Source organism: Pigmentiphaga sp. YJ18 (genome assembly GCF_038066655.1).
Classification (GTDB): Bacteria; Pseudomonadota; Gammaproteobacteria; order Burkholderiales; family Burkholderiaceae_B; genus Pigmentiphaga.
Map to the genome: position 1 here is coordinate 325720 of NZ_JBBUKU010000003.1, position 22981 is coordinate 348700.

Annotated in this window: 21 protein-coding genes; 14 read left to right on the top strand and 7 right to left on the bottom strand. The window is 69.4% G+C overall.

From position 1 onward, the window contains the following. Window positions 1–34 precede the first annotated feature (34 nt). The 4 genes from WKR98_RS21345 to WKR98_RS21360 all read left to right on the top strand — a co-directional run bounded on the left by WKR98_RS21345 (window position 35) and on the right by WKR98_RS21360 (window position 3525). The gene (locus WKR98_RS21345) at window positions 35–997 is read left to right on the top strand and encodes a Bug family tripartite tricarboxylate transporter substrate binding protein (RefSeq protein WP_124690784.1); all 963 of its coding nucleotides are present in this window, start codon (window positions 35–37) and stop codon (window positions 995–997) included. A 68-nt stretch (window positions 998–1065) separates the two neighbouring features. Then, window positions 1066–1746, top strand: a complete 681-nt coding sequence (locus WKR98_RS21350) for a DUF2848 domain-containing protein (protein ID WP_341434612.1) — start codon at window positions 1066–1068, stop codon at window positions 1744–1746. Window positions 1747–1772: 26 nt separating this feature from the next. Continuing rightward, entirely contained in the window at window positions 1773–2159 is a 387-nt protein-coding gene (locus WKR98_RS21355; protein ID WP_124690786.1) for a cupin, read from the top strand. 13 nt (window positions 2160–2172) lie between these two features. Beyond that, a complete protein-coding gene (locus WKR98_RS21360; protein ID WP_341434613.1) occupies window positions 2173–3525 on the top strand; it encodes an amidase in 1353 nt (450 codons plus the stop codon). An 11-nt stretch (window positions 3526–3536) separates the two neighbouring features. On the opposite strand, the gene WKR98_RS21365 is transcribed toward WKR98_RS21360, so the two are convergent. The 3 genes from WKR98_RS21365 to WKR98_RS21375 are packed head-to-tail and all read right to left on the bottom strand — an operon-like array spanning window position 3537 to window position 6323. Continuing rightward, window positions 3537–4697 carry a mandelate racemase/muconate lactonizing enzyme family protein gene (locus WKR98_RS21365; RefSeq protein WP_124690788.1) on the bottom strand — a complete coding sequence of 387 codons (1161 nt, stop codon included), beginning with the start codon at window positions 4695–4697 and terminating at the stop codon, window positions 3537–3539. Then, complete coding sequence (locus WKR98_RS21370) at window positions 4694–5320, bottom strand: DUF4286 family protein (protein WP_124690789.1); 627 nt, start codon at window positions 5318–5320, stop codon at window positions 4694–4696. Before WKR98_RS21370 ends, WKR98_RS21365 begins: the two co-directional genes overlap by 4 nt. Before the next feature lie 34 nt (window positions 5321–5354). Next, window positions 5355–6323 (bottom strand): Bug family tripartite tricarboxylate transporter substrate binding protein, encoded by a 969-nt coding sequence (locus WKR98_RS21375; RefSeq protein WP_161567896.1) that lies wholly within the window; start codon window positions 6321–6323, stop codon window positions 5355–5357. 138 nt (window positions 6324–6461) lie between these two features. Here WKR98_RS21375 and WKR98_RS21380 point away from each other — a divergent pair, with 138 nt between their 5' ends. Next, window positions 6462–7388 carry a LysR family transcriptional regulator gene (locus WKR98_RS21380; protein ID WP_124690791.1) on the top strand — a complete coding sequence of 309 codons (927 nt, stop codon included), beginning with the start codon at window positions 6462–6464 and terminating at the stop codon, window positions 7386–7388. A gap of 9 nt (window positions 7389–7397) precedes the next feature. On the opposite strand, the gene WKR98_RS21385 is transcribed toward WKR98_RS21380, so the two are convergent. Next, window positions 7398–8147: an enoyl-CoA hydratase/isomerase family protein gene (locus tag WKR98_RS21385; protein ID WP_341434614.1), complete on the bottom strand. Its 750-nt coding sequence runs from the start codon at window positions 8145–8147 to the stop codon at window positions 7398–7400. Window positions 8148–8280: 133 nt separating this feature from the next. On the opposite strand from WKR98_RS21385, the gene WKR98_RS21390 reads away from it, so the two are divergent. Both WKR98_RS21390 and WKR98_RS21395 read left to right on the top strand, forming a co-directional pair. Further along, a complete protein-coding gene (locus WKR98_RS21390) occupies window positions 8281–9309 on the top strand; it encodes an alcohol dehydrogenase catalytic domain-containing protein (RefSeq protein WP_124690793.1) in 1029 nt (342 codons plus the stop codon). Then, entirely contained in the window at window positions 9306–10799 is a 1494-nt protein-coding gene (locus tag WKR98_RS21395) for a class I adenylate-forming enzyme family protein (RefSeq protein ID WP_341434615.1), read from the top strand. The genes WKR98_RS21390 and WKR98_RS21395 overlap by 4 nt, the downstream gene beginning before the upstream one ends. A 14-nt stretch (window positions 10800–10813) precedes the next feature. Here WKR98_RS21395 and WKR98_RS21400 read toward each other — a convergent pair whose 3' ends face one another. Next, the gene (locus WKR98_RS21400; RefSeq protein WP_341434616.1) at window positions 10814–11785 is read right to left on the bottom strand and encodes a Bug family tripartite tricarboxylate transporter substrate binding protein; all 972 of its coding nucleotides are present in this window, start codon (window positions 11783–11785) and stop codon (window positions 10814–10816) included. Window positions 11786–11868: 83 nt separating this feature from the next. On the opposite strand from WKR98_RS21400, the gene WKR98_RS21405 reads away from it, so the two are divergent. From WKR98_RS21405 to WKR98_RS21425, 5 genes are all read left to right on the top strand, one after another. After that, window positions 11869–12672, top strand: a complete 804-nt coding sequence (locus tag WKR98_RS21405) for an IclR family transcriptional regulator (protein ID WP_341434617.1) — start codon at window positions 11869–11871, stop codon at window positions 12670–12672. A gap of 52 nt (window positions 12673–12724) precedes the next feature. Then, complete coding sequence (locus tag WKR98_RS21410; RefSeq protein WP_124690797.1) at window positions 12725–13477, top strand: TSUP family transporter; 753 nt, start codon at window positions 12725–12727, stop codon at window positions 13475–13477. A gap of 153 nt (window positions 13478–13630) precedes the next feature. Beyond that, a complete protein-coding gene (locus WKR98_RS21415) occupies window positions 13631–14383 on the top strand; it encodes a hypothetical protein (protein ID WP_124690798.1) in 753 nt (250 codons plus the stop codon). Window positions 14384–14461: 78 nt separating this feature from the next. Continuing rightward, window positions 14462–17407, top strand: a complete 2946-nt coding sequence (locus WKR98_RS21420; RefSeq protein WP_124690799.1) for a putative bifunctional diguanylate cyclase/phosphodiesterase — start codon at window positions 14462–14464, stop codon at window positions 17405–17407. Window positions 17408–17424: 17 nt separating this feature from the next. After that, window positions 17425–17577, top strand: a complete 153-nt coding sequence (locus WKR98_RS21425) for a hypothetical protein (protein WP_161567898.1) — start codon at window positions 17425–17427, stop codon at window positions 17575–17577. Between the two features lie 9 nt (window positions 17578–17586). Here the strand turns inward: WKR98_RS21425 and WKR98_RS21430 are convergent, their stop codons facing one another. Next, a complete protein-coding gene (locus tag WKR98_RS21430; protein ID WP_341434618.1) occupies window positions 17587–18480 on the bottom strand; it encodes a LysR family transcriptional regulator in 894 nt (297 codons plus the stop codon). A 73-nt stretch (window positions 18481–18553) separates the two neighbouring features. Beyond that, complete coding sequence (prpR, locus tag WKR98_RS21435; protein WP_124690801.1) at window positions 18554–20482, bottom strand: propionate catabolism operon regulatory protein PrpR; 1929 nt, start codon at window positions 20480–20482, stop codon at window positions 18554–18556. A gap of 144 nt (window positions 20483–20626) precedes the next feature. On the opposite strand from prpR, the gene WKR98_RS21440 reads away from it, so the two are divergent. Both WKR98_RS21440 and WKR98_RS21445 read left to right on the top strand, forming a co-directional pair. Beyond that, on the top strand, window positions 20627–21772 hold the full coding sequence (locus WKR98_RS21440; RefSeq protein WP_341434619.1) for a 2-methylaconitate cis-trans isomerase PrpF family protein: 1146 nt from the start codon (window positions 20627–20629) through the stop codon (window positions 21770–21772). A 198-nt stretch (window positions 21773–21970) separates the two neighbouring features. Continuing rightward, window positions 21971–22981, top strand: a complete 1011-nt coding sequence (locus tag WKR98_RS21445) for a Bug family tripartite tricarboxylate transporter substrate binding protein (RefSeq protein WP_341434620.1) — start codon at window positions 21971–21973, stop codon at window positions 22979–22981.

A 22981-nucleotide genomic window follows, 5' to 3' on the forward strand; every position in this document is an offset into this window, starting at 1 on the left:
CCCCTTCCCACCAATCCTCCATCGGGAGTTCAGCATGTTCAGCAAATTCGCACTAGGTACCCTCCTCGCGCTGGCGTCGGCCACGGCCTGGGCCGATCCGTACCCCAGCCGCCCCATCACCATCGTGACGCCGTTTCCGCCGGGCAGCACCAGCGACATCATTCCCCGCCTGCTGGCGCCCCACGTCTCGAAGGCCCTGGGCACCACGGTCGTCGTCGAAAACCGTGCCGGCGCCAACGGCTCGCTGGGCGCCGCAAAAGTGGCGACCTCGCCCGCCGACGGCTATACGCTGCTGATGGCCACGACGGGCGTGCTGGCCATCAACCCCTGGGTGTACAGCAAGCTCGCGTACGCGCCGGCCAAGGACTTCGACCCGGTCATCAACGCCGCGTCCACCCCCAACCTGCTGGTGGCCCACCCCGGCATCGCGGCGTCCAACCTGAAGGAACTGGTGGAACTGGCGCGCAAGCGCCCCGGCGAACTGACCTTCGCCTCGGCCGGCAACGGCAGCACCAGCCACCTGTGCGGCGAATCGCTGAAGGCGGCCACCGGCGTGGACCTGGTGCACGTGCCCTACCAGGGCCCGGCCCCGGCCATGCAGGACGTCTTGAGCGGCCGCGTGGGCCTGATGTGCGACAACCTGTCGAACGTCCTCCAGTACGTCAAGAGCGGCCGCCTGAAGGCCATCGCGCTGACCGCCAAGGAACGCAGCCCGCAGGCGCCGGACATTCCCACCTCGGCCGAGGCCGGATATCCCGACGTGCAGGCCGGCAACTGGTACAGCTTCGTCGCGCCCGCCGGCACGCCGCGCCCCGTCGTCGACCGGCTGAACGCCGAGTTCGCCAAGGCCTTGCACGACCCCGCCGTCACGGCCCGGCTGGAATCGCTGGGACTGACCATCATCGCCGACAAGCCCGACGAGTTCCGCGCCTTCATCGCGCAGGAATCGGCCCGCTGGCAGAAGGTGGTCAAGGCCGCCAACGCCCAGCTGGACTGACGCCGGACCGATCCGGCCGCGCATGCCACGGCATGCGCGGCCGCCACGCTTTTCCCGATGGACACACGATGCTTCTGAACTTCATCACCCGCGCGGGCAAAGTCCCACGCGACACCGCCATCTCGCACGCCGTCATCGCAGGCTGGACCGGCCGCGACCGCGAGGCCATGGAAAAACACATCGCCGAACTGGAGGCCCTGGGCGTCCCGCGCCCGGCCGCCACGCCCATGTACTACCGCGTCGCCGCGTCGCGCCTGACCACTCGCGACCACATCGAGGTCAGCGGCACCGACTCCAGCGGCGAGGTCGAATTCGTCATGCTGCGCGCGGGCGGGCAGTTGTGGGTGGGCATAGGCTCGGACCATACCGACCGCAAGGTCGAGACCATGGGGGTGGCGATCTCCAAGCAGTTGTGCGAAAAACCCATAGGCGCCGACTGGTGGCTGTTCGACGACGTCGCCCCGCATTGGGACCAGTTGCTGCTGCGCGCCTTCATCGAGGAAGACGGCCGGCGCGTGCCCTACCAGGAAGGCCCGGTGTCGGCCATGCGCCATCCGCTCGACCTGATCGCCGGCTACGCCGACGGCGCGGGCGCCCTGCCCGAAGGCGGCGCCATGTTCTGCGGCACGCTGCCGGCCCACGGCGGCATCCGCCACTCGGCCCGCTTCGATTTCGAATTGCACGACCCCGTGCTGGACCGCACGCTGCGCCATGGCTATCGCGCCGAGGCGCTGCCGGTGGCCGGCTGATCCCGTTTCCCATCAGGAGCACCCCTATGCCCGTGAACAAACTGCACGACGAATTCCATACGCTGGACATGGAGAATGGCTGGCAATTGCCCGAGGGCTACGACCCCGCCTCCGGCGCCCGCGAGAAGATCCTGGCCGGCGCGCTGGACGTCCTGAACAAGCGCGGCAGCCGCACGCGCCTCTTGCGCTTCCCGCCGGGCCTCCACACGCGGGAGGCCATCGTCCACGATCATTGGGAAGAAGTCTTCCTGGTCTCAGGCGACCTGACGGTGGGCAATGACGCCGACGGCAACGGCGGCACGCCGTTCTCCGGCTACACCTACGCGGTGCGCCCGCCCGGCGCCTGGCACGGCCCCTTCAAATCGAACGGCGGCTGTCTCCTTCTGGAAATACACTATTACGACCCCGCCTGAACGAGACCCCGCGATGCCGTCCTTGATGTCCCTCGAACACCTGAGCGCCGAGCTGGGCGCCGGCCGCACGACCAGCCGCGAGCTGGTGGAAGCCTGTCTGGCGCGCATCGCCGATCCGTCCGGCGAGGGCGCGCGCGCCTATACCCGGGTGGATACCGACGGCGCGCGGCGCGCCGCCGATGCGGCCGATGCGGCGCGCGCGCGGGGGGAACGCACCCGGCGCCTGGCGGGCATTCCCATCTCGATCAAGGATCTGTTCGACATCGAAGGCCAGGTCACGACGGCGGGCTCGCGCGTGCTGGCCGATGGCCCGCCCGCCGCGCGCGACGCCGTGGCGGTCGCCCGCCTGCGCGAGGCGGGCTTCGTCGTCATGGGCCGCACGAACATGACCGAGTTCGCCTATTCGGGGCTGGGGCTCAATCCCCACTACGGCACGCCGCTCAATCCCTACGACCGCAAGACCGGCCGGATCCCCGGGGGTTCGTCCTCGGGCGCGGCGGTCTCGGTCACCGACGGCATGGCCGCCGTGGGCCTGGGCACCGATACCGGCGGATCATGCCGCATCCCCGCCGCGCTGACCGGCCTGGCCGGCTTCAAGCCCACCGCGGCGCGCGTGCCCGCGGCGGGCGCCTTTCCGCTGTCGACCACGCTGGACAGCATAGGCGGCCTCGGCCACACGGTGAACTGCTGCGCCCTCGTCGACGCCATCCTGTCCGGCGACCCGGTGCACCTGGACGAGCAGGCGCCCCTGGCCGGCCTGCGCATGGGCGTGCCGCAAACCCTCGTGCTGGACGGCATGGACGGCGACGTGGCCGCGGCCTTCCAGGCCGCGCTGCAACGGCTGTCGCAAGCCGGCGCGGCCATCGTGGACGCGCCCTTCGCGGAATTCTCGGAACTGGCGGCCATCAATGCCAAGGGCGGCTACACGGCCGCCGAGTCCTATCCGCTGCACCGGGACATGATGGCCCGGCACGGCGACCGGTACGATCCGCGCGTCAAGGTACGCATCGAGAAAGGCGCGCAGCTGACCGCCCGGGACGTTGCCGAACTGCATGCCCGCCGCGCCGACTGGATAGGGCGCACGAGCCGGCACTTCGAGACGCTGGACGTGATCGTCTGCCCCACGGTGCCCGTGATCGCGCCGACGCTGCGCGAGCTGGCCAACGACGAGGCCTATGGCCGGGCCAACCTGCTGATGCTGCGCAACCCGACCTTCATCAACTTCCTGGACGGGTGCGCCATTTCGCTGCCCTGCCACGAACCGGGCACGGCGCCGGTCGGGCTCATGCTGGCCGCGCCGGGCGGCCAGGACCGCCGCCTGCTGGCGGTGGCGCGCGCCGTCGAGGCCCTGCTCGCGGCGCGCTGAGCCGGCGGCCGCTACTTGCGCCGCGCGAACTCCAGGTACTCGGGGTCGAAGCTCATGCCCCAGCCCGGCGCCGTCGGCAGCGTATAGAAGCCGTCGACGAACGGCCGCGCCGGCTGGTTCGCGATCAGCTTGTAGAAGAACGGATCGCGCCAGGGCAGCATGACCTCGGCATAGCGGCCGTTGGCCACGCCCGCCGACATCATCAGGCCGATCTGCGGCTCCAGGTGCTGCATGACCGAGACGTTGAAGGCCGAGGCCAGCATCGCCACGCGCCGCCACTCGGTCGGCCCGCCGCCCCAGCTGGCGTCGAAGTTGCAGACGTCGATGGCGCCGGCCACCAGCAGGTCGCGGCAGCCGAAGCGCGACAGCTCGCTCTGCCCCGCCGCCACCGGCACGCCGCCCACCGTCCGCACCACCGCCATGTCGGCACGGTCGTTGTCCCAGCGGCAGGGCTCCTCGAACCAGGCCAGGTTCAGGTCGCGGGTCCGGCGCACGAACTCCAGCGCCTCTTCGCGGCTCCAGCCCTGGTTGGCGTCGCAAGCCAGCACGAAGTCATCGCCGCCGGCCCGGCGCACGGTCTGGGCCCGCAAGGCATCTTCGGCGGGGGTCTTGCCGCCCAGCTTGAGCTTCAGGCCGTGGATGCCGAAGGCCTTCAGTTCGGCCACTTCGTCCGCCAGGGCTTCCAGGTCGCCGCTCTGGCGGTAGTACCCGCCCAGCGCCACCACCGGCACCCGCTCGCGCGCGCCGCCCCACAGCAGGTGCAGCGGCAGGCCGGCCAGCTTGCCCACGGCATCGTGCAGCGCGCTGTCCACGCAGGCCTGGGCCCGCAGCGCCACCCGGCGGTCACGCAGGAAAGGCTCGGTCGCGCGCCGCGTGGCGGCCCAGGCGTCGTCGATGGCGGCGACGCGGCGCCCCTTGAGCAGCGGCTCCAGTTCGTCGTGGATCAGGCGGATGATGTCCGCCTGCAGTTCGTCGTCGTTGCCGTTGAAGCACTCGCCCACCACGCCAGCGTCGGTATGGACGCGCGTGACGATGGTGCAGCGATGGGTCAGCTTCAGGGTCGAGCCCGTGGCCGGACGTTCCAGCTCAACTTTCAGCGGGATGGTCTCGATGCGGGTGATGCGGGCGTCCACCAGGGCGGGCGCGCCGTCTCGTCGGATTGCGGAAGTCATATCGCTCCTTGGCCGGGTTCGAGTGCGTAGATCCGTTCGCACATGACCCGGCGCGTATTCTGGAAATGCGGGCGCACGCGGCTGCTCCAGTCGGTCGCGCGCACGGCCAGCCAGGCGGGATCCTGCTGGATGGCGGGCGTGGTCAGGTCATAGCAGGCCAGCGAGCGCTGGCTGCCATCGCTATTGTCCGCCACCAGCCGGCGCGCGCGCACGTTGCCCGCCACGGCGGCCAGCCCGGGCAGGTGTTCCTGTCCGTACCAGTTCGACAGGTCCTCGGCCACCTCCGGACGCACGTCGGTCTCGACCACGTAGTGGTGCGTGGCCGGCTGCCCCTGCGAGACGCCGGGCAGATCCTGCACCGGCGACAGGACCAGGACGTCCGGCGCCTGGCCGGGCAGCAGCCGGCCGGCCCGTTCGGCGATGGCACCGGCCAGCTCCGGGCCGCCGGGCCGCGCGGACCAGAAGTACAGGTACAGATGGGAACCGTCCAGCGCGCGGTTGGCGTCCACGCGCTCGAAGTACCCGGGGTGGGCGGCCGCCACCTCGGCCGCCAGCCGTTCGATGGCCGCCAGGTCGGCGGGCACCGGGGAATACCGCAACAACACCGCGGCGGGTCTACTCATAGATGCATCTTCCAGAAATGGCCAGCCGGACGCGTCAGTCGGCCTGGATGCCGAGCCGCTTGATCAGCTCCGCCCACTTGGTCGTTTCGCCGGCCATGAATTTGCCGAAGGGTTCGGGCGACAGATAGGCCACCGACGCGCTCTCGGCCGCGAGGCGCTGGCGCATCTCCGGCTTGGCCAGGATGTCGCCGATGGTCTTGCTCAGTTTGTCGACGACGGCCGGCGGCGTGCCGGCCGGTGCCAGGATGCCCCACCAGTTGTCGCCGTCATAGCCCGCCAGGCCCGCTTCCTGGACCGTGGGCACCTCGGGCAGCACGGGCTGGCGCTGGTTGCCGCTGACGGCCAGCGGCCGCAGGCGGTTGGCCTTGACGTGCGGCAACGCCTGCAACACGGTGCCGACGGACACCTGGGCATGGCCCGCGGCAACGTCGGTCAGGGCCGCGCCGGCGCCCTTGTAGGGCACGTGCGTCATCGAGATGCCGGCCCGGATCTCGAACAGTTCGCTGACCAGATGCTGCGAACTGCCCACGCCGGACGACACGTAGTTGAGCTTGCCCGGATTGGCCTTGGCGTAGGCGATCAGGTCCGACAGCGTCTTCACCGGCAGGCCCGGATAGACCGAAATCAGCAGCGGCGCGGTCGCCAGCCGGGCGATGGGCGCGAAGTCCTTGTTCGGATCGTAGGACAGCTTCTTGTACAGCGTCGAATTCGCCGTGTGCGGGGTCGAGATCAGCAACAGCGTATAGCCGTCGGGACGGGACTTGGCCACCACCTCGGTACCGATGGTCCCCCCCGCGCCTCCCCGGTTGTCGACGATGAACGGCTGCCCCAGGCTCTTGGACAGTTCCTCGCCGATCAGGCGGCCGACGATGTCGTTGCTGCCGCCGGGCGCGAACGGAATCACGATGCGCACGGGACGGTCGGGATAATCCTCGGCGCGCGCGGCACCCAGCGTGGAAGCCAGCGCCAGGGCAACGGCCGGGACCAGGAATTTGCGGGACATGTGCATGGGGTCTCCTCGTGCATGCCGCCTTGGCGGCATCCCGCTGGCGGCGTTTCGTCAAGAGGCGGCATTGTGAGCACGCCGGCCATTTTCATCAATAAAATAGCTTCTACATCTGATATCCGAAAATTCAATACCATGGACCTGCAGCAGCTGGAATCCTTCGTCCGCGTGGCCGAACTCGGCAGCCTGACCCGCGCCGCGCTGGTGGCGGGCGTCTCCCAGCCCACGCTCAGCCGCCACATCCGCCTGCTCGAACTCGAACTGAAATCCCACCTGCTGGTCCGCACCGGCCGCGGCGTGGAGCTGACCGAATCCGGCAAATGCCTGCTGTCCTACGGCAACGCCATCCTGAAGCTGACGCGGCAGGCCCGCGCCGACATCCAGGCGCTGCGCGAACAGCCCACCGGCAGGCTGACCGTGGGCCTGCCCCCGCGCATCGCGCACGTGCTGACGCCGGAACTGGTCAAGCAGTTCCGCAAGCGCTACCCCGAGGCATCGATTTCCGTCTCCGAGGGCCTGAGCGTCGCGCTGCGCGAGGACCTGATACTGGGCAAGATCGAGATCGCGCTGCTGTTCGACCCTCCGCCCAGCCCCCGGCTCGAGTACCGCAGCCTGTATCGCGAGGACATGGTGCTGTGCGGCCGTCCCAAGCCCGCCTTCCCGCTGCCCGCGCGGCTGGCGGCGCGGGAGCTGGAGCGCTACCCGGTCCTCGTGCCCAGCATTCCGAACGCCGTGCGCAACGTGATCGAGGCGGGCTGCCGGCCCCACGGCATCAAGCTGAACGTCGTGGCCGAGGTCGACGCCGTGCACACCCTGCTCAAGCTCGCGCTGAGCGGGCAGGGCTATGCCATCGTGCCGCGCAGCGCGGCGCCCATCGCCAGCATCGTCGAAGGCGGCCCGTTCCGGATCTCCACCATCGGCTCGCCGCGCATGCGCAACAACCTTGTGTTGGCCACCGCCCGCGAGCGGCCGCTGTCGCAGCTCGCGCAGGGAACGGTGGAACTGCTGGCGGCACAGGACATCGGCCGCCTGCTGGACGCGGGGCGGCGCATGGACGGATAGGCGCGCCGCCTAGCGAATGCGGCCCGCTCCGGGCTTGTGGGCCACCACGTCGCCGAACTCTTTCGACTCGAGTATGGCCAGCCGCGCATCGTCGATGGCGGCGGCATGATCGCGCGCACGGCGGCGGCGCTCCAGCAGGATCAGGCGCTTGGTCTGCGCCACCGCCGCCGCGGAATTCGAGGCGATGCGCCGCGCCAGCGCCATCGCGGCCGCAAGGCTGTCGGGCACGACCTCGTCCACCAGCCCGATGCGCAGCGCTTCCCGCGGTTCGATCAGCCGGGCCGTCAGCATCAGGTCCAGCGCGCGCGGTTCGCCCACCAGCCCCGGCAGGGTGACGGCGCTGACACCCGAGAGCATGCCGTGCTGCACCTCGGGAAATCCCAGCTTGCCCGTCTCGGCGGCGATGCGGAAATCGGCATGGATGGCCAGCGTCAGCCCCATGCCTATGGTGAAGCCGTGCAGCGCCGCCACCACCGGCTTGTGCAGTTCGACGCCTATGCCGGGAATGGCCTCCATCAGCGTGCGCGTGTCCACCATGGTGCCGGTGGCCTGCATTTCCTTGATGTCCGAACCGGCGCAGAAGGCCTTCTCGCCCGCGCCGCGCAGCACCAGCACCGACACGGCCGGATCCCGCGCCGCGTCGCGCCAGATGCGGCCCAGTTCCCGCTTGGCGGGCACGTCCAGCGCGTTCATGCGCTCCGGACGGTTGATGACGATCTCGTGGATGCCGCCTTCGAGCGGACGATAGTCGATACCCATGCAGGCCTCTTCCCATGAATGGCGCCGGCGATACGTTGACAGGCGGGTGCCGGCTATGCAAACTATACCGCAAATGTGTGAATAGTAAACATTATGTGCATATTATGCACAACCAACCAAGGACGATCCCTCCATGAAAGCCGTCATCCTTTCCGCCTTCGGCCCCCCCGACGCCCTGGAAATCCGCGAGGTTCCCACACCCTCCCCGGCAGCGGGCGAGGTCCTGGTGCAGGTCAGGGCGGCCGGCATCTGCCACCATGACGTCCTGCACCGCGCGGGCAAGCTGCCCGGCGCGCGCGCCGGCGTCGTCCTGGGCCACGAGACCGCAGGCGAGGTCGTGGCGGTGGGCGACGGCGTGATCACGCACCGCGTGGGCGACCCGGTGGTCATCTACCAGCGCCAGTTCTGCGGCCTGTGCCGCAACTGCCTGCGCGGCCGGCAGGACATGTGCCGCGCGCTGGGCCTGCCGGCCGTCGACACCGTGGGCGGCTACGCCGAATATGTCTGCGTACCCGCGCCCATGGCCATCCCCGTGCCGCGGGGCCTGCCCTGGGAAGCCGCGGCGCTGTCGTGCTGCCCGATCGGCACCAGCCTGCGCGCGCTGCGTACCCTGGCCGGCACCAGCCCCGGCGACACGGTCCTCATCACCGGCGCCAGCGGCGGCCTGGGCATGCACCAGATCCAGATCGTGCGCGCCCTGGGCGCCCGCTCCATCGCGGTCACCTCCAGCCCGGCCAAGGCCGCGCACCTGAAATCGCTCGGGGCCGACGAAGTCATCGTGGCGCCGGACCTGAAGTTCAGCGCCCAGGCCTGGCAGCTCACGGGCAAGCAGGGCGTGGATATCGCCATCGACAACCTGGGCCTGTCGCTGCCCGAGACCCTGCGCAGCATGGCGCAGGGCGGCACGGTGGTGGTGCTCGGCAACATCGACGGCCAGGCGGTGGACGTGCTGCCCGGCCTGCTGATCGGCCGCAGGATACGCGTCATGGGATCGGGCAGCGGCACGCTGGAGGACATCCGCCAGGCGCTGGCGATGCTGGCCTGCGGCCAGATCCGCCCCGTCATCTCCGCCACCCTGCCCTTCAACGAGATCCGCCGCGCGCACGAGCTTCTCGACACCAAGGCCGTGGAAGGCCGCGTGATCATGCAGGGCTGGCTATGAACATCGGTGCCCTGCTTCAACGTTGCGCGCAGCGCTGGCCCGGCCGGCCCGCGATCGTGGACGCGCGCGACGGCAGCGTCCTGGATTTTCCCTCGTTCGCCGCGCGCGTGTTCGGACTGGGCCATGCGCTGCGCGCGGACGGGCTCGGCGACGGCGACCGCGTTGCCATCCTGGGGGACAACACCCCCGCCTACCTGCTGTGGGACTACGGCGCGATGTCGGCCGGACTGGTCCGGGTGCCGCTCGACCCGGCGCTCAGCGCCGACGAACAGGCCGCGCAGCTGATCGATGCCCAGGCCGGCCTGCTGGCCCATGGCGCCGAATACGGCGAACGCGCGCGCGAGCTGGCCGCCCGCGTGCCCGGCCTGCGCCTGCGTCCACTGGAAGCCGACGCGGGCAGCCGCGAGGCGCCCGCGGCCACGCCCGCGGCCGACGCCATGGCCTCGCTCAACTACACCGGCGGCAGCACCGGCGCGCCCAAGGCCGTCGTCATCACCCACGGCAGCATCACCTCCGCGCTGCAGAACATCGTCATGGCGCGCGGCCAGCATCCCGGCGACGTCATGCTCAACATGCGGCCGCTATGGCCGATCGCCGCCATCATCGTGCTGGCCCAGCTGGCCGCGGGCGGCGCGGTCGTGCTGGCGGGCCGCTTCGAACCGGCGCGCTTCCTGGAGCTGCTGGCGCACCACCGCGCCACCTCGACTTCCCTGGTGCCCACCCATCTGGTGCGGCTGCTGAAGGAGACCCGGCCCGCCGACCACGACCTGGGCGCGTTGCGCTGCATGGACGTGGGCGCGGCCGCCATTCCGCCCGACACCTTCCTGGCCGCCATCGAGGCCTTCGGCCCGCGCTTCGGCATCCTGTATGGGCTGACCGAGGCATCGTGGAGCTGCTATCAGCCGCCCGATGCCCTGGCCGACCCCGCGACCCGGGCGCGGGCCGTGCGCAGCGTAGGCCGGCCGCTGTTCGGCTGCGAGATCCGCATCGAGCGCGATGGGGAAACCGCGCCGGCGGACACGGAAGGCGAAGTGCTGATACGCGGCGCCCACGTCGCGGCCGGCTACTGGCGGCAGCCGGAACTGACCGCCCGGGTCTTCCGCGACGGCTGGTTCCGCACCGGGGACCTCGGCATCCTGGACGCCTCGGGCGTGCTGCGCATTACCGGCCGCCTGAAGGAAGTGATACGCAGCGGCGGCAAGTCCATACTTCCGGACGAGGTGGAACGCGCGCTGTGCAGCCACCCTTCCGTGGCCGAAGCGGCCGCGGCCGGACTGCCCGACCCCGAGTGGGGCGAGATCGTCGGCGCCGCCGTCGTGCTGCACGTGGGCGCGGCGGCCACGGCCGAGGAACTGATGGAACACTGCCGCCGGTCTCTGTCGGGATTCAAGAAACCGCGCGTGATCCGCTTCGCCCCGGCCATCCCCAAGTCCCACTACGGCAAGGTGCAGCGGGCCAAGGTGCGGGCCCTGCTGGTGGACGAAGCCTGAGCCCGCAGGCCCCGTCACTGCTCGGCGATATTGGCCAGCTTCACGATCTCGCGCGACTTGGCCGTTTCCTGGTCGATGAAGGCCCGGAAACGGGCGCCCGACACCCCCGACGGTTCGAGCCCCTGGCGCTCGAACCAGGCGCGCGTGTCGGGCTCGGCCACGAAGCGCTTGACGGCGGCCTCCAGCTTGTCCACCACGGGGGCCGGCAGTCCCGCCGGTCCCCACAGGCCATACCAGGTCGAGAAATTGACTTCGGGGTAGCCTGCCTCGGCGAACGTCGGCACGTCGGGAGCCAGCGTGCTGCGCTTGTTCCCGGTGATGGCCAGCGCCTTGAGCTTGCCGGCCTTGACCGGGGGTAGCGAAGTCAGCAGCGGATCGATCATGCCGCTGACCTGGCCGCCCATCAGGTCGACCAGCGCCGGCCCCGTGCCCTTGTAGAGCACCGTGGGCACGGCCAGCCCGGCCCGATGCTTGAAGGACTCCACGTCCAGGTGGCCCGCCGCGCCGAAACCGCCCACCGCGAAATTGAACCGGTCGGGAGCGGCCTTGGCCTGGGCCACGAAGTCCTGGACCGACCCGGCCGGCGCGGACGCGGGCGTGACGAACAACAGCGGTCCCGAGGCGACCAGCGCGAGATGCGTCAGGTCGCGGGCCGGATCGAAGGGCGGCTTGTCCTTCATGATGAGCGGGTTGACCACCAGGGTCGAGGCCGTGAACAGCAGCGTATAGCCGTCCGCCGGCGACCTGACCACCGCCTCGGCGCCGATGTTGCCGGAAGCGCCGGCACGGTTCTCGACCACGACCTTCTGCGAAAACTGCTCGGACAGCCGGAGCGCGAGCGTGCGCGCGATCGCGTCCACCGCGCCGCCGGCCGCGAACGGCACGATCAGCCTGACCGGCCGGGAGGGATAGCCATCCGCCGCGACGGCGGGAACCGCGGCCAGCACAAGGAACGACGCAAACCAGGAAACACGCAGGAACGACATGGCGGTAACCTCTCATGATCTGGGGTTATGTGCATATTACGCACTTAAAGCTTGCAATACGCACTCCAGAGATTAGCGATACCATGTCGCGACGTCAACGATTCCCGACCGTGCCCATGCCCCGCCAGCCTTCCCCCTCCGCAGCGCCGCCCGGCAATCGGGTCCAGGTCATCGACCGGGCCATGCTCCTGCTCGACGTCCTGATGCGGATGCCGCGCGGCGCCTCGGCACTCGAACTGGCCCAGGTCACGGAACTGGACCGCACCACGGTCCATCGCGTGCTGCGCACCCTGGCGTTCTGGGGCATGGTGCAGGCGCGGGACGGCGTCTATGCGCTGGGCCCCAAGTGCCTGGTGCTGGGAACGGCCCAGCACGACCGGCTGGGCATACGGCGGGCCGCCCTGCCGCACGCGATCGAGCTGCAGGAGAAAGGCGTGGGCAAGCGCCGGGCGATCGTCTCGCTCTCGGTGCCGGCGCTGGACGAGGTGGTCATCATCGAACGCATCTGGGCCCCCTCGGTGCCGCTCAACATCATCACCGACATCGGCACCCATTTCCCGCTGGACGCCAGCGTGAGCGGGCGCGCCATCCTGGCCGCGTGGCCGCGCGAGCAAGGCATCGCGCGCATGGGCGAGGAACGCTACGCGGCCGTCTCGGAACGGCTGGAAGCGATACGCGCGGCCCGGGGCCTGTCGTTCGGACTGAGCGAGATGCGGCCCGGCGTGGGGACGCTCGCCTGCCCGGTGTTCGGCCGTGGCGACGAAGCAGTGGCCGCGCTGATCGTGGCCGGGCTGGCGCTGGAAGACGAGCTGGATCCCGAGGCGCCGCTGGCCCAGCACGCGCTGCGCAGCGCGGCCAGCATCTCGGCGGTGCTGCGCGCGAGCTGAAAGCGCTCCGCCCCCGGAAAACCCCTGCTTTTCGGGTTAGTATTTCGGGCTCATGACCGTACTGACCTTCCTGCTATTTCTCGCCTGCGTGGGCCTCTCGGCCTACTGCCAGAACCTCACCGGCTTTGCCTTCGCCCTGCTGCTGCTCGGCATGGTCGGCGCCTTCGGACTGATGCCCATTCCCGAGGCGGCCAACGTGGCCAGCGTCCTGAGCCTGGCGAACGCCTGGGCCTACTGGCGCTACAACCGCGTCACCTTCGACTGGACGCTGCTGCGTCCCATCCTGACCAGCAGCCTCGTCGGCGTGCTGGGCGGCGTCGCGCTGCTGGCCTGGCTCAGCACCAACGCGGTCACGACGCTGCGCCTGCTGCTGGGCGTGGCCATCATCGGCTGCTCCATCCTGCTGCTCGTGCAGACCGCCCCCCGCGCCCAGCCGTCGGGCAAGCCGGCGCTGTGGTTCTTCGGCGTGCTGTCGGGGCTGCTCGGCGGCCTCTTCTCCACCTCCGGGCCGCCCATGGTCTATCACCTGTACCGGCAGCCCCTGGACCGCAACCTGGTGCGCGAGTGCCTGTTCATGATGTTCGCCGCCAGCGCCGCCCTGCGCCTGGTGCTGGTGGCCGCCAGCGGACATTTCGAATGGAGTTCGCTGCTGCTGGGCGTCTGCGCCGTTCCCGTGGTCGCGGGCGTATCGTGGTGGCAGGCCCGGCATCCGCCCCCCATTTCCCGGCGCGCCGTGGAATGGCTGGTCTGCGGCCTGCTGATGCTGGCCGGCGCCAGCCTGATCTGGGCCAGCCTGGGCGGTTGAAACCGCTTATTGTGCAGCGCACAACAAAAACCGGCCCATAACCCCCTTTTTCCCGACAGTTGTAAGCAACTTCCCGCCCAGACGTGCGAATCTGGTGTTACCGCTGCGATATCCGCAACGGCCATACCGTCTCACTCTTACAAGGAAGTCCAAATGTCTTACGACAACGCTCTGCCTACCCGGTCCGGCCTGCTGCTGCCGCTTTCCGAGCAGACCCCCGAGAACCTGCCCTTCACCATCCGCATCGCCCGGGACGGTGAAGCCATGGAAAAAGCCATTTCCATGCGCCAGTCGGCCTACGGCCGCCACGTGCCGGAGATCGCCCGCAACCTGGGCGAACCGGAGCTGCACGACTCCGATCCCGGCTCGGTCGTGCTGCTGGCCGAATCCAAGTTCGACGGCGCGCCGCTGGGCACCATGCGCGTCCAGACCAACATGTGCGGCCCCTTGTGGCTGGAACAGTCGGTCACGCTGCCCGATTGGCTCTCGGGCTATGCCCTGGCCGAGGCCACCCGGTTGGGCGTGGCCAGCGAGCGCATGGGCCGCGTCGCGAAAACAGCCCTTTTCAAGGCTTATTTCCTTTTTTGCGTGCAAGCGGGCATAGACTGGATGGTCATCGCCGGACGGTCCCCGCTCGATCGCCAGTACGAGGCGCTGATGTTCCGCGAAGTGTTCCCCGGCCAAGGCTTCATGCCGATGCGCCACGCCGGCAACATCCCCCACCGCGTACTGGCTTTCGAAATCGCGACGGCCGAAAAGCGGTGGCGCGAAGGCAGCCACCCTTTGTATCAGTTTGTGTTCAAGACCCATCACCCGGACATTCGCATCGATGGGAATTTGATTAACATTGACGCGCTGCGCAGCGCTTCGCGGGAACGGGAAGATCTCCTTCAACCGCAGGCCTGATCCGGCACGATCAGCGGCCCATCCGGGGGGGCGGGCCGCCCGCGAAACGACAAGCCCCCCCTCCTGAACAAGGCGAACATGCAGCCCCCTCCGGCGGAACCCTCTACCCGCGTTGCCTGGGTTACGGCCAAGATCGACTGGTTCTTAAGCAACTTCTCGTACTACCTCGTACCGGCCGCGATCTTCGTATTCTCGCTGGTGGCGCTCACGCTGGAACACAGCATCTACGACACCAACGACAACCGCGTCCTGCCCTTCGCCGTGGTCGCCGACAAGACCGGCCAGCCCCCTTCCGAAGCGCTGGCCGCCCTCGCGTCCGCGCCCGCCGTCCGGTTCCACGATACCCGCCTGGCCGAGACCCCGTTCTGGTTCCGCTTCACCGTTCCGCCTTCGAACACGCCGCAAAGCGTGGAACTCCCCTCTCGCCATGCGCAGGAAGTCTCGTGCTGGAACGCTGCGGGCCTGGTGCCCCTGGGCGCGGCCACGCGCGGCGGCACGTCGGGCATCCTGCAGTCGGTGAAATCGGGCTTCGCGCTGGACCTGGGCGTGCACGCGCGGCCCCTCGATCTACTGTGCCGCGCGCACTTCTCGGGTCCGGCCCGCATCACGGTCGAGGCCTGGCCCGAAGCCGAGCTGGCCCTCTCCCATCTCGCCTACCACCACGCCACGGGCGTGCTCGAGGGCGGGCTGCTGACCCTGGCCGTGCTCACGCTGATGACGGCGCTGATCAACCGCGACGCACGCTACCTGCTGTTCGCGATCTGGCTGGTCGGCAACCTGCGCCTGGGCGGCATCACCATGGGATTCGACACCCAGTGGCTGGAACGCACCATTCCCAACGAATGGATGGCGATGACCCGCAAGCTGACCATCGCCGCTTACTACATCGTCACCTACACGCTGTTCGCCCAGTTCATGCGCACCGAGCTCAGCCGGGTGGGCTACGGCTGGCTGCTGCGCGCCGGCTCGCGCGCCGGCCTGGTACTGCTGGTCCTGGCCGTCTTCCTCAGCTTCGCCGCCTTCCTGCCCGCCATGTGGGTGGTGGCCTCGTTCGGCATCTTCGTCGTCATCTTCTTCCTGGCCCGCATCGTCATCGTCACGCGTTCGCGCATCGCGCTCTGGTACGCGGCGGCGCTGGGCATCGTGCTGTTCTCCACCTTCTCCGAAGTCATCGCCGCGGCCTTCGACTTCAAGGCCCTGGTCGGCGCCCTGAACAGCGTCACCGCCGCGCTGGCGTCCAGCCTCGTGGCCGCCTTTGCGTTCGCCGAGCAGATACGCGTGGAACGGGTCGAGCGCGAACATGCCGAGGCCGAGCTGCAGCGCGCCTACGAAGTCACGCCGGTGGGCCTGTTCACGCTGGAGCCCGACGGCCGCTTCGTGCGCGCCAACACCGCCATGCAGGAAAAGCTGGGCCTGGAAGGCCGGCCGCTGCACGAACTGCGCTGGCAGAACTACTTCGAGCCCGGCGCGCTGGCGCGGCTCAAGGAGATCGCCGACCGCGGCGGCGAGGCCGAGATCCAGGCCCAGCCCATAGGCGGCATGGAGCCGCGCTGGTACCTGGCCAAGGCCACGCTGGCCCATACCCGGATCGAAGGCTCGCTGCAGGACATCACCGAGCGGCGCAAGGCCACCGAACGGCTGCGCTTCCTGGCCAACAACGACACCCTGACCGGCGCGTTGAACCGCCGGGGCATCGAGCACATCCTCGAAACCTCGCTGAAACAGTTCGACCCGGCGCACCCGATCGCCCTGGCCTACCTGGACCTGGACCGCTTCAAGCTGATCAACGACCTGTACGGCCACCAGACCGGCGACGAAGTCCTCAAGCAGGTCTGCCAGCGGGTCAAGTGGTCGCTGGGCGACCACCACCACATCGGCCGCATCGGCGGCGACGAGTTCATCCTGGTGCTGCGCGACACCGCCATGCTGCCGGCCACCGACCTCTGCCGCCGCATCATCAGCGACATCTGCGACATGCCCTTCCAGCTGCGCCGGCGTTCGTTCCAGGTCAAGGTGTCCATCGGACTGATCGAGATCACGCCCGAGATGCGGGTCCAGGACGCCGTCTCGGCAGCCGATCGCGCCTGCCGCGAAGCCAAGAAGGGCAAGCACGGCCACCTGGTCATCTACAAGGAAAACGCGCCCGCCTTCCAGGAACGCGCCGAGGAACTGCGGCTGATCGAAGAGCTCGGCAGCACCTTCACGCCCACGGGCCTGTCGCTGGTCATGCAGCCCATCATGTCGCTGCGCGCGCCCGAGGCCTCGCTGGACTTCGAAGTACTGATCCGCATGCAGGACTCGTCCGGCTCGATGGTGCCGGCCGGCAAGATCATCGCGGCGGCCGAGGCCAACGGCACCATCGGCGAACTGGACAAATGGGTGCTGACCTCGACGCTGGTGTGGCTGACCGAGAACCTGCCGCGCCTGCCCAACACCCGGTTCGTCTGCGTCAACCTGAGCGGCGCGTCGCTGAACGACGAGGCCTTCATCGAGGACACCTTCCGCATCCTGTCGCGCTTCGGGCCGGTGGTGAAATACCTGTGCATGGAGATCACCGAAAGCGTGGCCCTGCACGACATCGCCAACTCCCGCCGCTTCATCGACCGGCTCAAGTCCTGCGGCGCCAAGATCGCGCTGGACGACTTCGGCGCCGGCTACACCTCGTTCTCGTACCTGAAGGAATTCGCCGCCGACGCGCTCAAGATCGACGGCGGTTTCATCAAGCGCATGCACGAGCACCCGGCCAACTACGCCATCGTCGAGGCCATCGTCGAGCTGGCGCGCAACCTCGGCATGCGCAGCATCGCCGAATGGGTGGAGGACTATCCCACGGTGGAAGCGCTGGCGGAGCTGGGGGTAGACTATGTGCAGGGCTGGGCCATCGCCAAGCCCATGGCGCCCGACGAAATCCTGCGCGCCAGCTCTTCCGCGAGCTTCATCGTCGACGAACAGGTCCGGGCCTTCGTCGCCGGCGGCTCCCAGCCCGGGACGTCGGACGGCATGTCCGCCTGGGGCCTGCATTGACGCGGACAGGAAACCCTATGCTTCGATTCTTGCTCAAGACGACCGGGCCGCTGCTGGCGGCCTTCTGCGTGGCCTGCACGCCCGCGCCTCGGTCCCCCTCCGGCTCCGCGCAAAGCGGCAACGGCATCAGCGTGTACGGCACGATCGACGCCGGCGTGGTCGTCCGCTAGGACCGCGTCCTACCCGATGTGGTGCGCGGCACGGTGCAGGTGGGTGATCAGGTGCCGCATCAGCGGCAACGGCAGCGAATCGCTGCGCAGCATGGCGCCCACCGTCAGGTCGTAGCCTTTCTCTTCCACGTCGATCACCGACATGAATTGGGACGCCAGCGGCTGCATGGCGATCTGGCGCGGCATCAGGCCCACATAGTCGCCCGCCGCCAGCAGGGACAGCAGCGCCAGGGTCGAGTTGGCCACCGCGGCCACCGCCGGCGGCTCCAGGCCGTGTTGCTCGAACAGGGGCCGGGCGTAGCCCGATTCTCCGTCGGCGCCGGTGAACACCCAGCGCGCCCCCTGCAGATCGGCCAGCGTGCGCGCCTTCAGCCACGGGCTGCCCCGGCGCGCGGTGGGCACCATGGTCGTACGGATCAGGGGTTCGATGTGGAACTCGCCCGCCGACAAATCCTCCGGTATGCCGCCCAGGGTCACATCCACTTCCTGGGACCGCAGCTTCTGCAATTGCGCGACGTAGAGCTCCTCGCTCACGCGCAGCCGGATGCCGGGGAACTCCTGGCTGAAGGTCCGCAGGGCCTCGGGCACCAGCAGCATCACGGCCACCGGCACCGCGCCCAGGTGCAGCTCGCCCACCATGGAGCCCGACATCTGCCGGATCTCGTCCACCGCCAGGTTCAGCTCGCGCCGGGCCTTGACCGTGCGCTCGTACAGGATGCGGCCCTGGCCCGTGGGCATGACGCCGCGCGAGGTCCGCTGCAACAGCGTCACGCCCAGCTCGAGTTCCAGTTCCCTGACCATCTTGGTCAGCGCCGGCTGCGACGTGCCCACCCGCCGCGCCGCGCCGCGCAGGCTGCCTTCCTCCACCGCCGCAACCAGCGCGTTCAGGGTCGTGAGTTTCACCGGGCTTCTCCAGTACCGATCCATGGCCCGCCGTTGCGGCCGGCGGGTTTGCCTGTATTTTGCACCGCCGCGCCTAGGCTTGCGCCGCCTTGATCTTGCGCCACAGCGTGGTACGGCTGATGCCCAGCCGCCGCGCGGCTTCCTGGTGATTGCCCGCGCACTCGGCCAGCACGGCGCGGGCATGCTCGGCCTCCTGGCTGGCGCGCACCGCCGACAGGCTGCGCGCCGCGGGCGCCTGGCGCCGGGCCGGCGCATCGGCCAGCATGGCCCGCACCTCGCGGCGCGACAGCGGCCGCCCCTCGGTCAGGCAGGCCATGGTCAGGCGTTCCGACACGTTCTCCAGTTCCCGGACGTTGCCCCGCCACGCACCTTCCTTCAGCACCGGCAGCGCCGCCTCCAGCATGGGCGCCACGGCCTCCCGCAACCCCGCCCGCCCCAGCGCCGCCGGCAGCAGCAGCCGCGCCAGCGCCTCGATGTCCTCGGGCCGGTCGCGCAGCGGCGGCACCATCACCTGCAGGATGTTCAGGCGGTAGTACAGGTCCTCGCGGAAGGCGCCGGCCCTGACCATCGCGAGCAGATCGCGATGGGTGGCGGCGACGATGCGCACGTCGACCGGAATGGTGTCGACGCTGCCCACGCGCGTGATCTCCTTCTCCTGCAAGGCACGCAGCAGCCGCGTCTGCAACGGCAGCGGCATCTCGCCGATCTCGTCCAGGAACAGCGTGCCTTCGTTGGCGGACTCGAACAGGCCCGGCTTGCCCTGCCGGCGCGCGCCCGTGAAGGCGCCCTCGTCGTAGCCGAACAGCTCGCTTTCCAGCAGGGTCTCGGTGAAGGCGCCACAGTTGATGGCGATGAAGGGATGCCGGCGTCGCCGGCTGGCATTGTGCAGGCCCTGGGCCAGCAGCTCCTTGCCGGTGCCGCTTTCGCCGTGGATCAGCACGGCCGCGTCGCTGTGCTCGGCGAAGACCCGGCACTGCGCGATCACCTGGCGCATGGCGGCGGACTCGGCCACCACATCGTCCAGCCGGTACCGGGCCACGCGGGAGCGCCGGTGCGTATGCGCCCGCAGCTTGCTGACGGCGCGCTCCAGTTCGCTGGATCCGTGCAGCGTGAAGATGGCGCCGGTCTGCATGCCCTCGTCCAGCAGCGGCACGCGGTCGACCACGACGGACTTGCCGCCCATCTCCTGCACGGTCCCGATCTCGCTCGCCCCGCGTGTCATGACCTGCCCCGGCTCCAGGTCGGGCAGCACCTGGCGCAGCGGTTGGCCCAGGGCGTCACGCACGCGGCGCCCGGTCAGCTTGTCCACCGACGGATTGGCGGCGACGATGCGGCCGGCCATGTCCACCGCGATGACGCCGTCGTTCAAGTGGTAGAGCACCGAGTCGAGTTGCGTGCGGCGCGATTTCTCGGCCTTCTGGGCGGCGGCGATCTCGATGGCGTCGTCGAAGGCGGCACGCACCGAATCCAGCGAATAGACCAGGATGCCCGTCAGGCCGGCCTCGTCGGCCAGGTTGGCGATCAAGCCCGGACCGACCACCACCTCGACGCCGGCCGCCGCCAGCTCCTGGATGCAATGCCGGGCATCCTCGGCGGTCTGGTAGGCGCGGATCTGCATGGGCAAAGAAAACAGCGTCGCGAAGCGGTTCAACGCCGGCGGCACGCGGCGGTGCATGACCATGGCGATGCGGTCGGAGAACTGCCGCGCCTTGCAGATCGCGGCCATCAGGTCGAAGCCGCCCACCTTGACGAAGGCCACGGGGATGCTGACGTTCTGGCGCAGATAGGCGCCATGGGCGCCCGCCGCGACGATGACGTCGCAGGCCCGCTTTTCGCTGCGCCGGGCGATCTCGGCGATCGCGTCGTCGAAGCCCTTGTCGATGATCTCGATGGCGGCCCGGTCCGCCAGTTCGGGGCTGACGGTGCGGAAGACTTCGGTCAGCCGGTGCGCGCTGATGGCCCAGATCAGGGGCCGGCGGTCATCGGATGCGGCGATGCTCATGTTCACTCCTTTTCAATATTGAAACATGAACACGAGATCCGGTGAAACACACCACGTCCGTTGCCGCGCCGTGCCGGGCTCCCGCACCATGGAGCCGGCTGGCATGGGCCTTGCAACAGGCGGCCATCCCATTCGGAGACTTCGATGCCCCAATCAGCCTATCCAGCCGTCTACATGCGCGGCGGCACCAGCCGCGCCCTGATCTTTCACGACCGCGACCTGCCCGCCGGCCGCGACGCCCGCGACCATGTCTTCCTGGCCACGCTGGGCAGCCCGGATCCCGGCAAGCGGCAACTGGACGGCCTGGGCGGAGGCATCTCGTCGCTGTCCAAGATCGCCGTGGTGGGCGCGCCTTCGCGCGACGATGCCGACGTGGACTACACCTTCGGCCAGGTCGCGATCGACGCGCCGCTGGTCCAGTACCGGGGCAACTGCGGCAACATCTCGGCGGCCATCGGCCCCTATGCCGTGGACGAAGGCCTGGTGCGGGCATCGGGCGACCGCGCCTCGGTCCGCATCCACAACACCAACACCGGCAAGATCATCGTGGCCGATTTCGCCCTTAGCGACGGCCGCGCCGCGGTCGCCGGCGATTTCGTGCTGCCCGGCGTGGCGGGCACCGGCTCGCCCATCCGGCTGTCCTTCCTGGACCCGGGCGGCGCCACGACCGGCAAGCTGTTCCCCACCGGCGCCGCGCGCGACACCGTGACGATCCCCGGCGTGGGCACGATCGAGGTCTCGTGCATCGACGTCTCCAATCCGACGGTCTTCGCGCGCGCCGCCGACTTCGGCCTGGCCGGCACCGAATCGGCGGCGCAGATCGACGCGCGGCCGGACCTGGTCCGGCAATGCGAGGAACTGCGCGTGGCCGCCGCCGTCCTGATGGGGCTCGCCACCGAGGACGAGGCGCGCACGCGCCTGCGCAACCTGCCGCTGGTCTGCCTGCTGTCGCCGCCCGCCGACGTGGTGCTGCCCTCGGGCGCCCCGCTGCAGGCCCGGGACGTGGACATCACCGCCCGCATGTTCTCGGCCGGCCAGCCGCACCGGGCAACGCCGCTGACGGGCGCGATGTGCCTGGCGGCCTGCGTCCGCCTGCCCGGCACCCTGGGCGCCGAACTGGGCCGCGTGCCCGCGGACGGCCGCGACATCGTCATCGGCCACGCCTCGGGTTCGCTGCCCGTAGGCGCCGCCGTCAGCGGCGGACCACGACCGCATGTCGCAAGCACCACCGTCACGCGTACCGCGCGCCGGCTGATGCGGGGCGAGGTCTACGCGCCCACCGGGCGATGATGCCGTTTCGGCGAAACACGTTACATTATTGAAACACCACTTATTCCGAAGCGCTCCACCATGAACCGCGGCCGCGCTTCGAAATTTCATACGAATCAAAGACTTGCCGCTGGATACCCCGCCGGCCGCGGCCCATGGCACGCGCCTTGCTCGGCAGTTCAACCATTCCAGACACAAGAACCGTCCCCGGAGACCTACATGACGTACCCCCTCACGCCTCGCGCCGGTTCGGCGTTCAAGGCCTTGCGCCGCACCCTGCTGTCCGCGTTGCTGGGCACGCTGGCCGCGACCTCGTGGCAGGCCGCGCAGGCAGCCGACTATCCGACCAAGCCCATCAAGCTGATCGTGCCCTTCGCCCCCGGCGGCGGCAACGACGCCATCGCCCGCACCCTGGGCCGGCGCCTGGGCGACTCGCTGGGCCAGCCGGTGGTGATCGAGAACCGCGCCGGTGCCGGCGGCAAGCTGGGCGTGGAAGCCGGCGTGAAGGCCGATCCCGACGGCTACACGCTCACGCTGATCTCCAACAGCTATTCCGTCAACCCCAGCCTCTATCCCATCAAGTTCGACCCGATCAAGGACATCACGCCCATCGGCATGATCGCGCGCGGCCCGCTCCTGATCTCGGTGCCGACCACGCTGCCGGTCAACAGCCTGGCCGACCTGATCCAGCTCGCCAAGACCAAGAAGGGCGGCCTGACCTACGCCTCGTCCGGCCAGGGCGGCATCTCCCACCTGGCCACGGAACTGTTCCAGCGCACCGCCGGCATCGAGATGACCCACGTGCCCTACCGCGGCACGGCCCCGGCCCTGACGGACACCGTGGCGGGCCAGACCGACCTCTTCTTCAGCACCGCGGGCGCCGCCTTTCCCTACATGAAAAGCGGCCGGCTGAAGGTCGTGGCCGAGACGCTGCCCAAGCGCATCCAGGCCGAGCCGTCCATCCCCACGGTGGCCGAGGCCGGCGTACCGGGCTACGAGGTGATCGTCTGGTATGGGCTGATCGCCCCCAAGGGCCTGCCCGCCGACATCCAGCAGCGGCTGAACAAGGAAATGAACACCGCGCTGGCGCTGCCTGACACCGTGGAGCAACTGAAGGCCAACGGCGAAGAACCCGCCATCGGCAAGCCCGAGCAGTTGATGGCGCAGATCCAGAAGGAGTTGACGCTCTGGAAGCGCGTCGTGACCGACGCCAAGATCCAGGTGGAATGA

Coding starts and splice junctions, on each gene's coding strand:
- WKR98_RS21345 (WP_124690784.1), top strand. CDS start 35: ATGTTCAGCAAATTCGCACTAGGTACCCTCCTCGCGCTGGCGTCGGCC.
- WKR98_RS21350 (WP_341434612.1), top strand. CDS start 1,066: ATGCTTCTGAACTTCATCACCCGCGCGGGCAAAGTCCCACGCGACACC.
- WKR98_RS21355 (WP_124690786.1), top strand. CDS start 1,773: ATGCCCGTGAACAAACTGCACGACGAATTCCATACGCTGGACATGGAG.
- WKR98_RS21360 (WP_341434613.1), top strand. CDS start 2,173: ATGCCGTCCTTGATGTCCCTCGAACACCTGAGCGCCGAGCTGGGCGCC.
- WKR98_RS21365 (WP_124690788.1), bottom strand. CDS start 4,697: ATGACTTCCGCAATCCGACGAGACGGCGCGCCCGCCCTGGTGGACGCC.
- WKR98_RS21370 (WP_124690789.1), bottom strand. CDS start 5,320: ATGAGTAGACCCGCCGCGGTGTTGTTGCGGTATTCCCCGGTGCCCGCC.
- WKR98_RS21375 (WP_161567896.1), bottom strand. CDS start 6,323: ATGTCCCGCAAATTCCTGGTCCCGGCCGTTGCCCTGGCGCTGGCTTCC.
- WKR98_RS21380 (WP_124690791.1), top strand. CDS start 6,462: ATGGACCTGCAGCAGCTGGAATCCTTCGTCCGCGTGGCCGAACTCGGC.
- WKR98_RS21385 (WP_341434614.1), bottom strand. CDS start 8,147: ATGGGTATCGACTATCGTCCGCTCGAAGGCGGCATCCACGAGATCGTC.
- WKR98_RS21390 (WP_124690793.1), top strand. CDS start 8,281: ATGAAAGCCGTCATCCTTTCCGCCTTCGGCCCCCCCGACGCCCTGGAA.
- WKR98_RS21395 (WP_341434615.1), top strand. CDS start 9,306: ATGAACATCGGTGCCCTGCTTCAACGTTGCGCGCAGCGCTGGCCCGGC.
- WKR98_RS21400 (WP_341434616.1), bottom strand. CDS start 11,785: ATGTCGTTCCTGCGTGTTTCCTGGTTTGCGTCGTTCCTTGTGCTGGCC.
- WKR98_RS21405 (WP_341434617.1), top strand. CDS start 11,869: ATGTCGCGACGTCAACGATTCCCGACCGTGCCCATGCCCCGCCAGCCT.
- WKR98_RS21410 (WP_124690797.1), top strand. CDS start 12,725: ATGACCGTACTGACCTTCCTGCTATTTCTCGCCTGCGTGGGCCTCTCG.
- WKR98_RS21415 (WP_124690798.1), top strand. CDS start 13,631: ATGTCTTACGACAACGCTCTGCCTACCCGGTCCGGCCTGCTGCTGCCG.
- WKR98_RS21420 (WP_124690799.1), top strand. CDS start 14,462: ATGCAGCCCCCTCCGGCGGAACCCTCTACCCGCGTTGCCTGGGTTACG.
- WKR98_RS21425 (WP_161567898.1), top strand. CDS start 17,425: ATGCTTCGATTCTTGCTCAAGACGACCGGGCCGCTGCTGGCGGCCTTC.
- prpR (WP_124690801.1), bottom strand. CDS start 20,482: ATGAGCATCGCCGCATCCGATGACCGCCGGCCCCTGATCTGGGCCATC.
- WKR98_RS21440 (WP_341434619.1), top strand. CDS start 20,627: ATGCCCCAATCAGCCTATCCAGCCGTCTACATGCGCGGCGGCACCAGC.
- WKR98_RS21445 (WP_341434620.1), top strand. CDS start 21,971: ATGACGTACCCCCTCACGCCTCGCGCCGGTTCGGCGTTCAAGGCCTTG.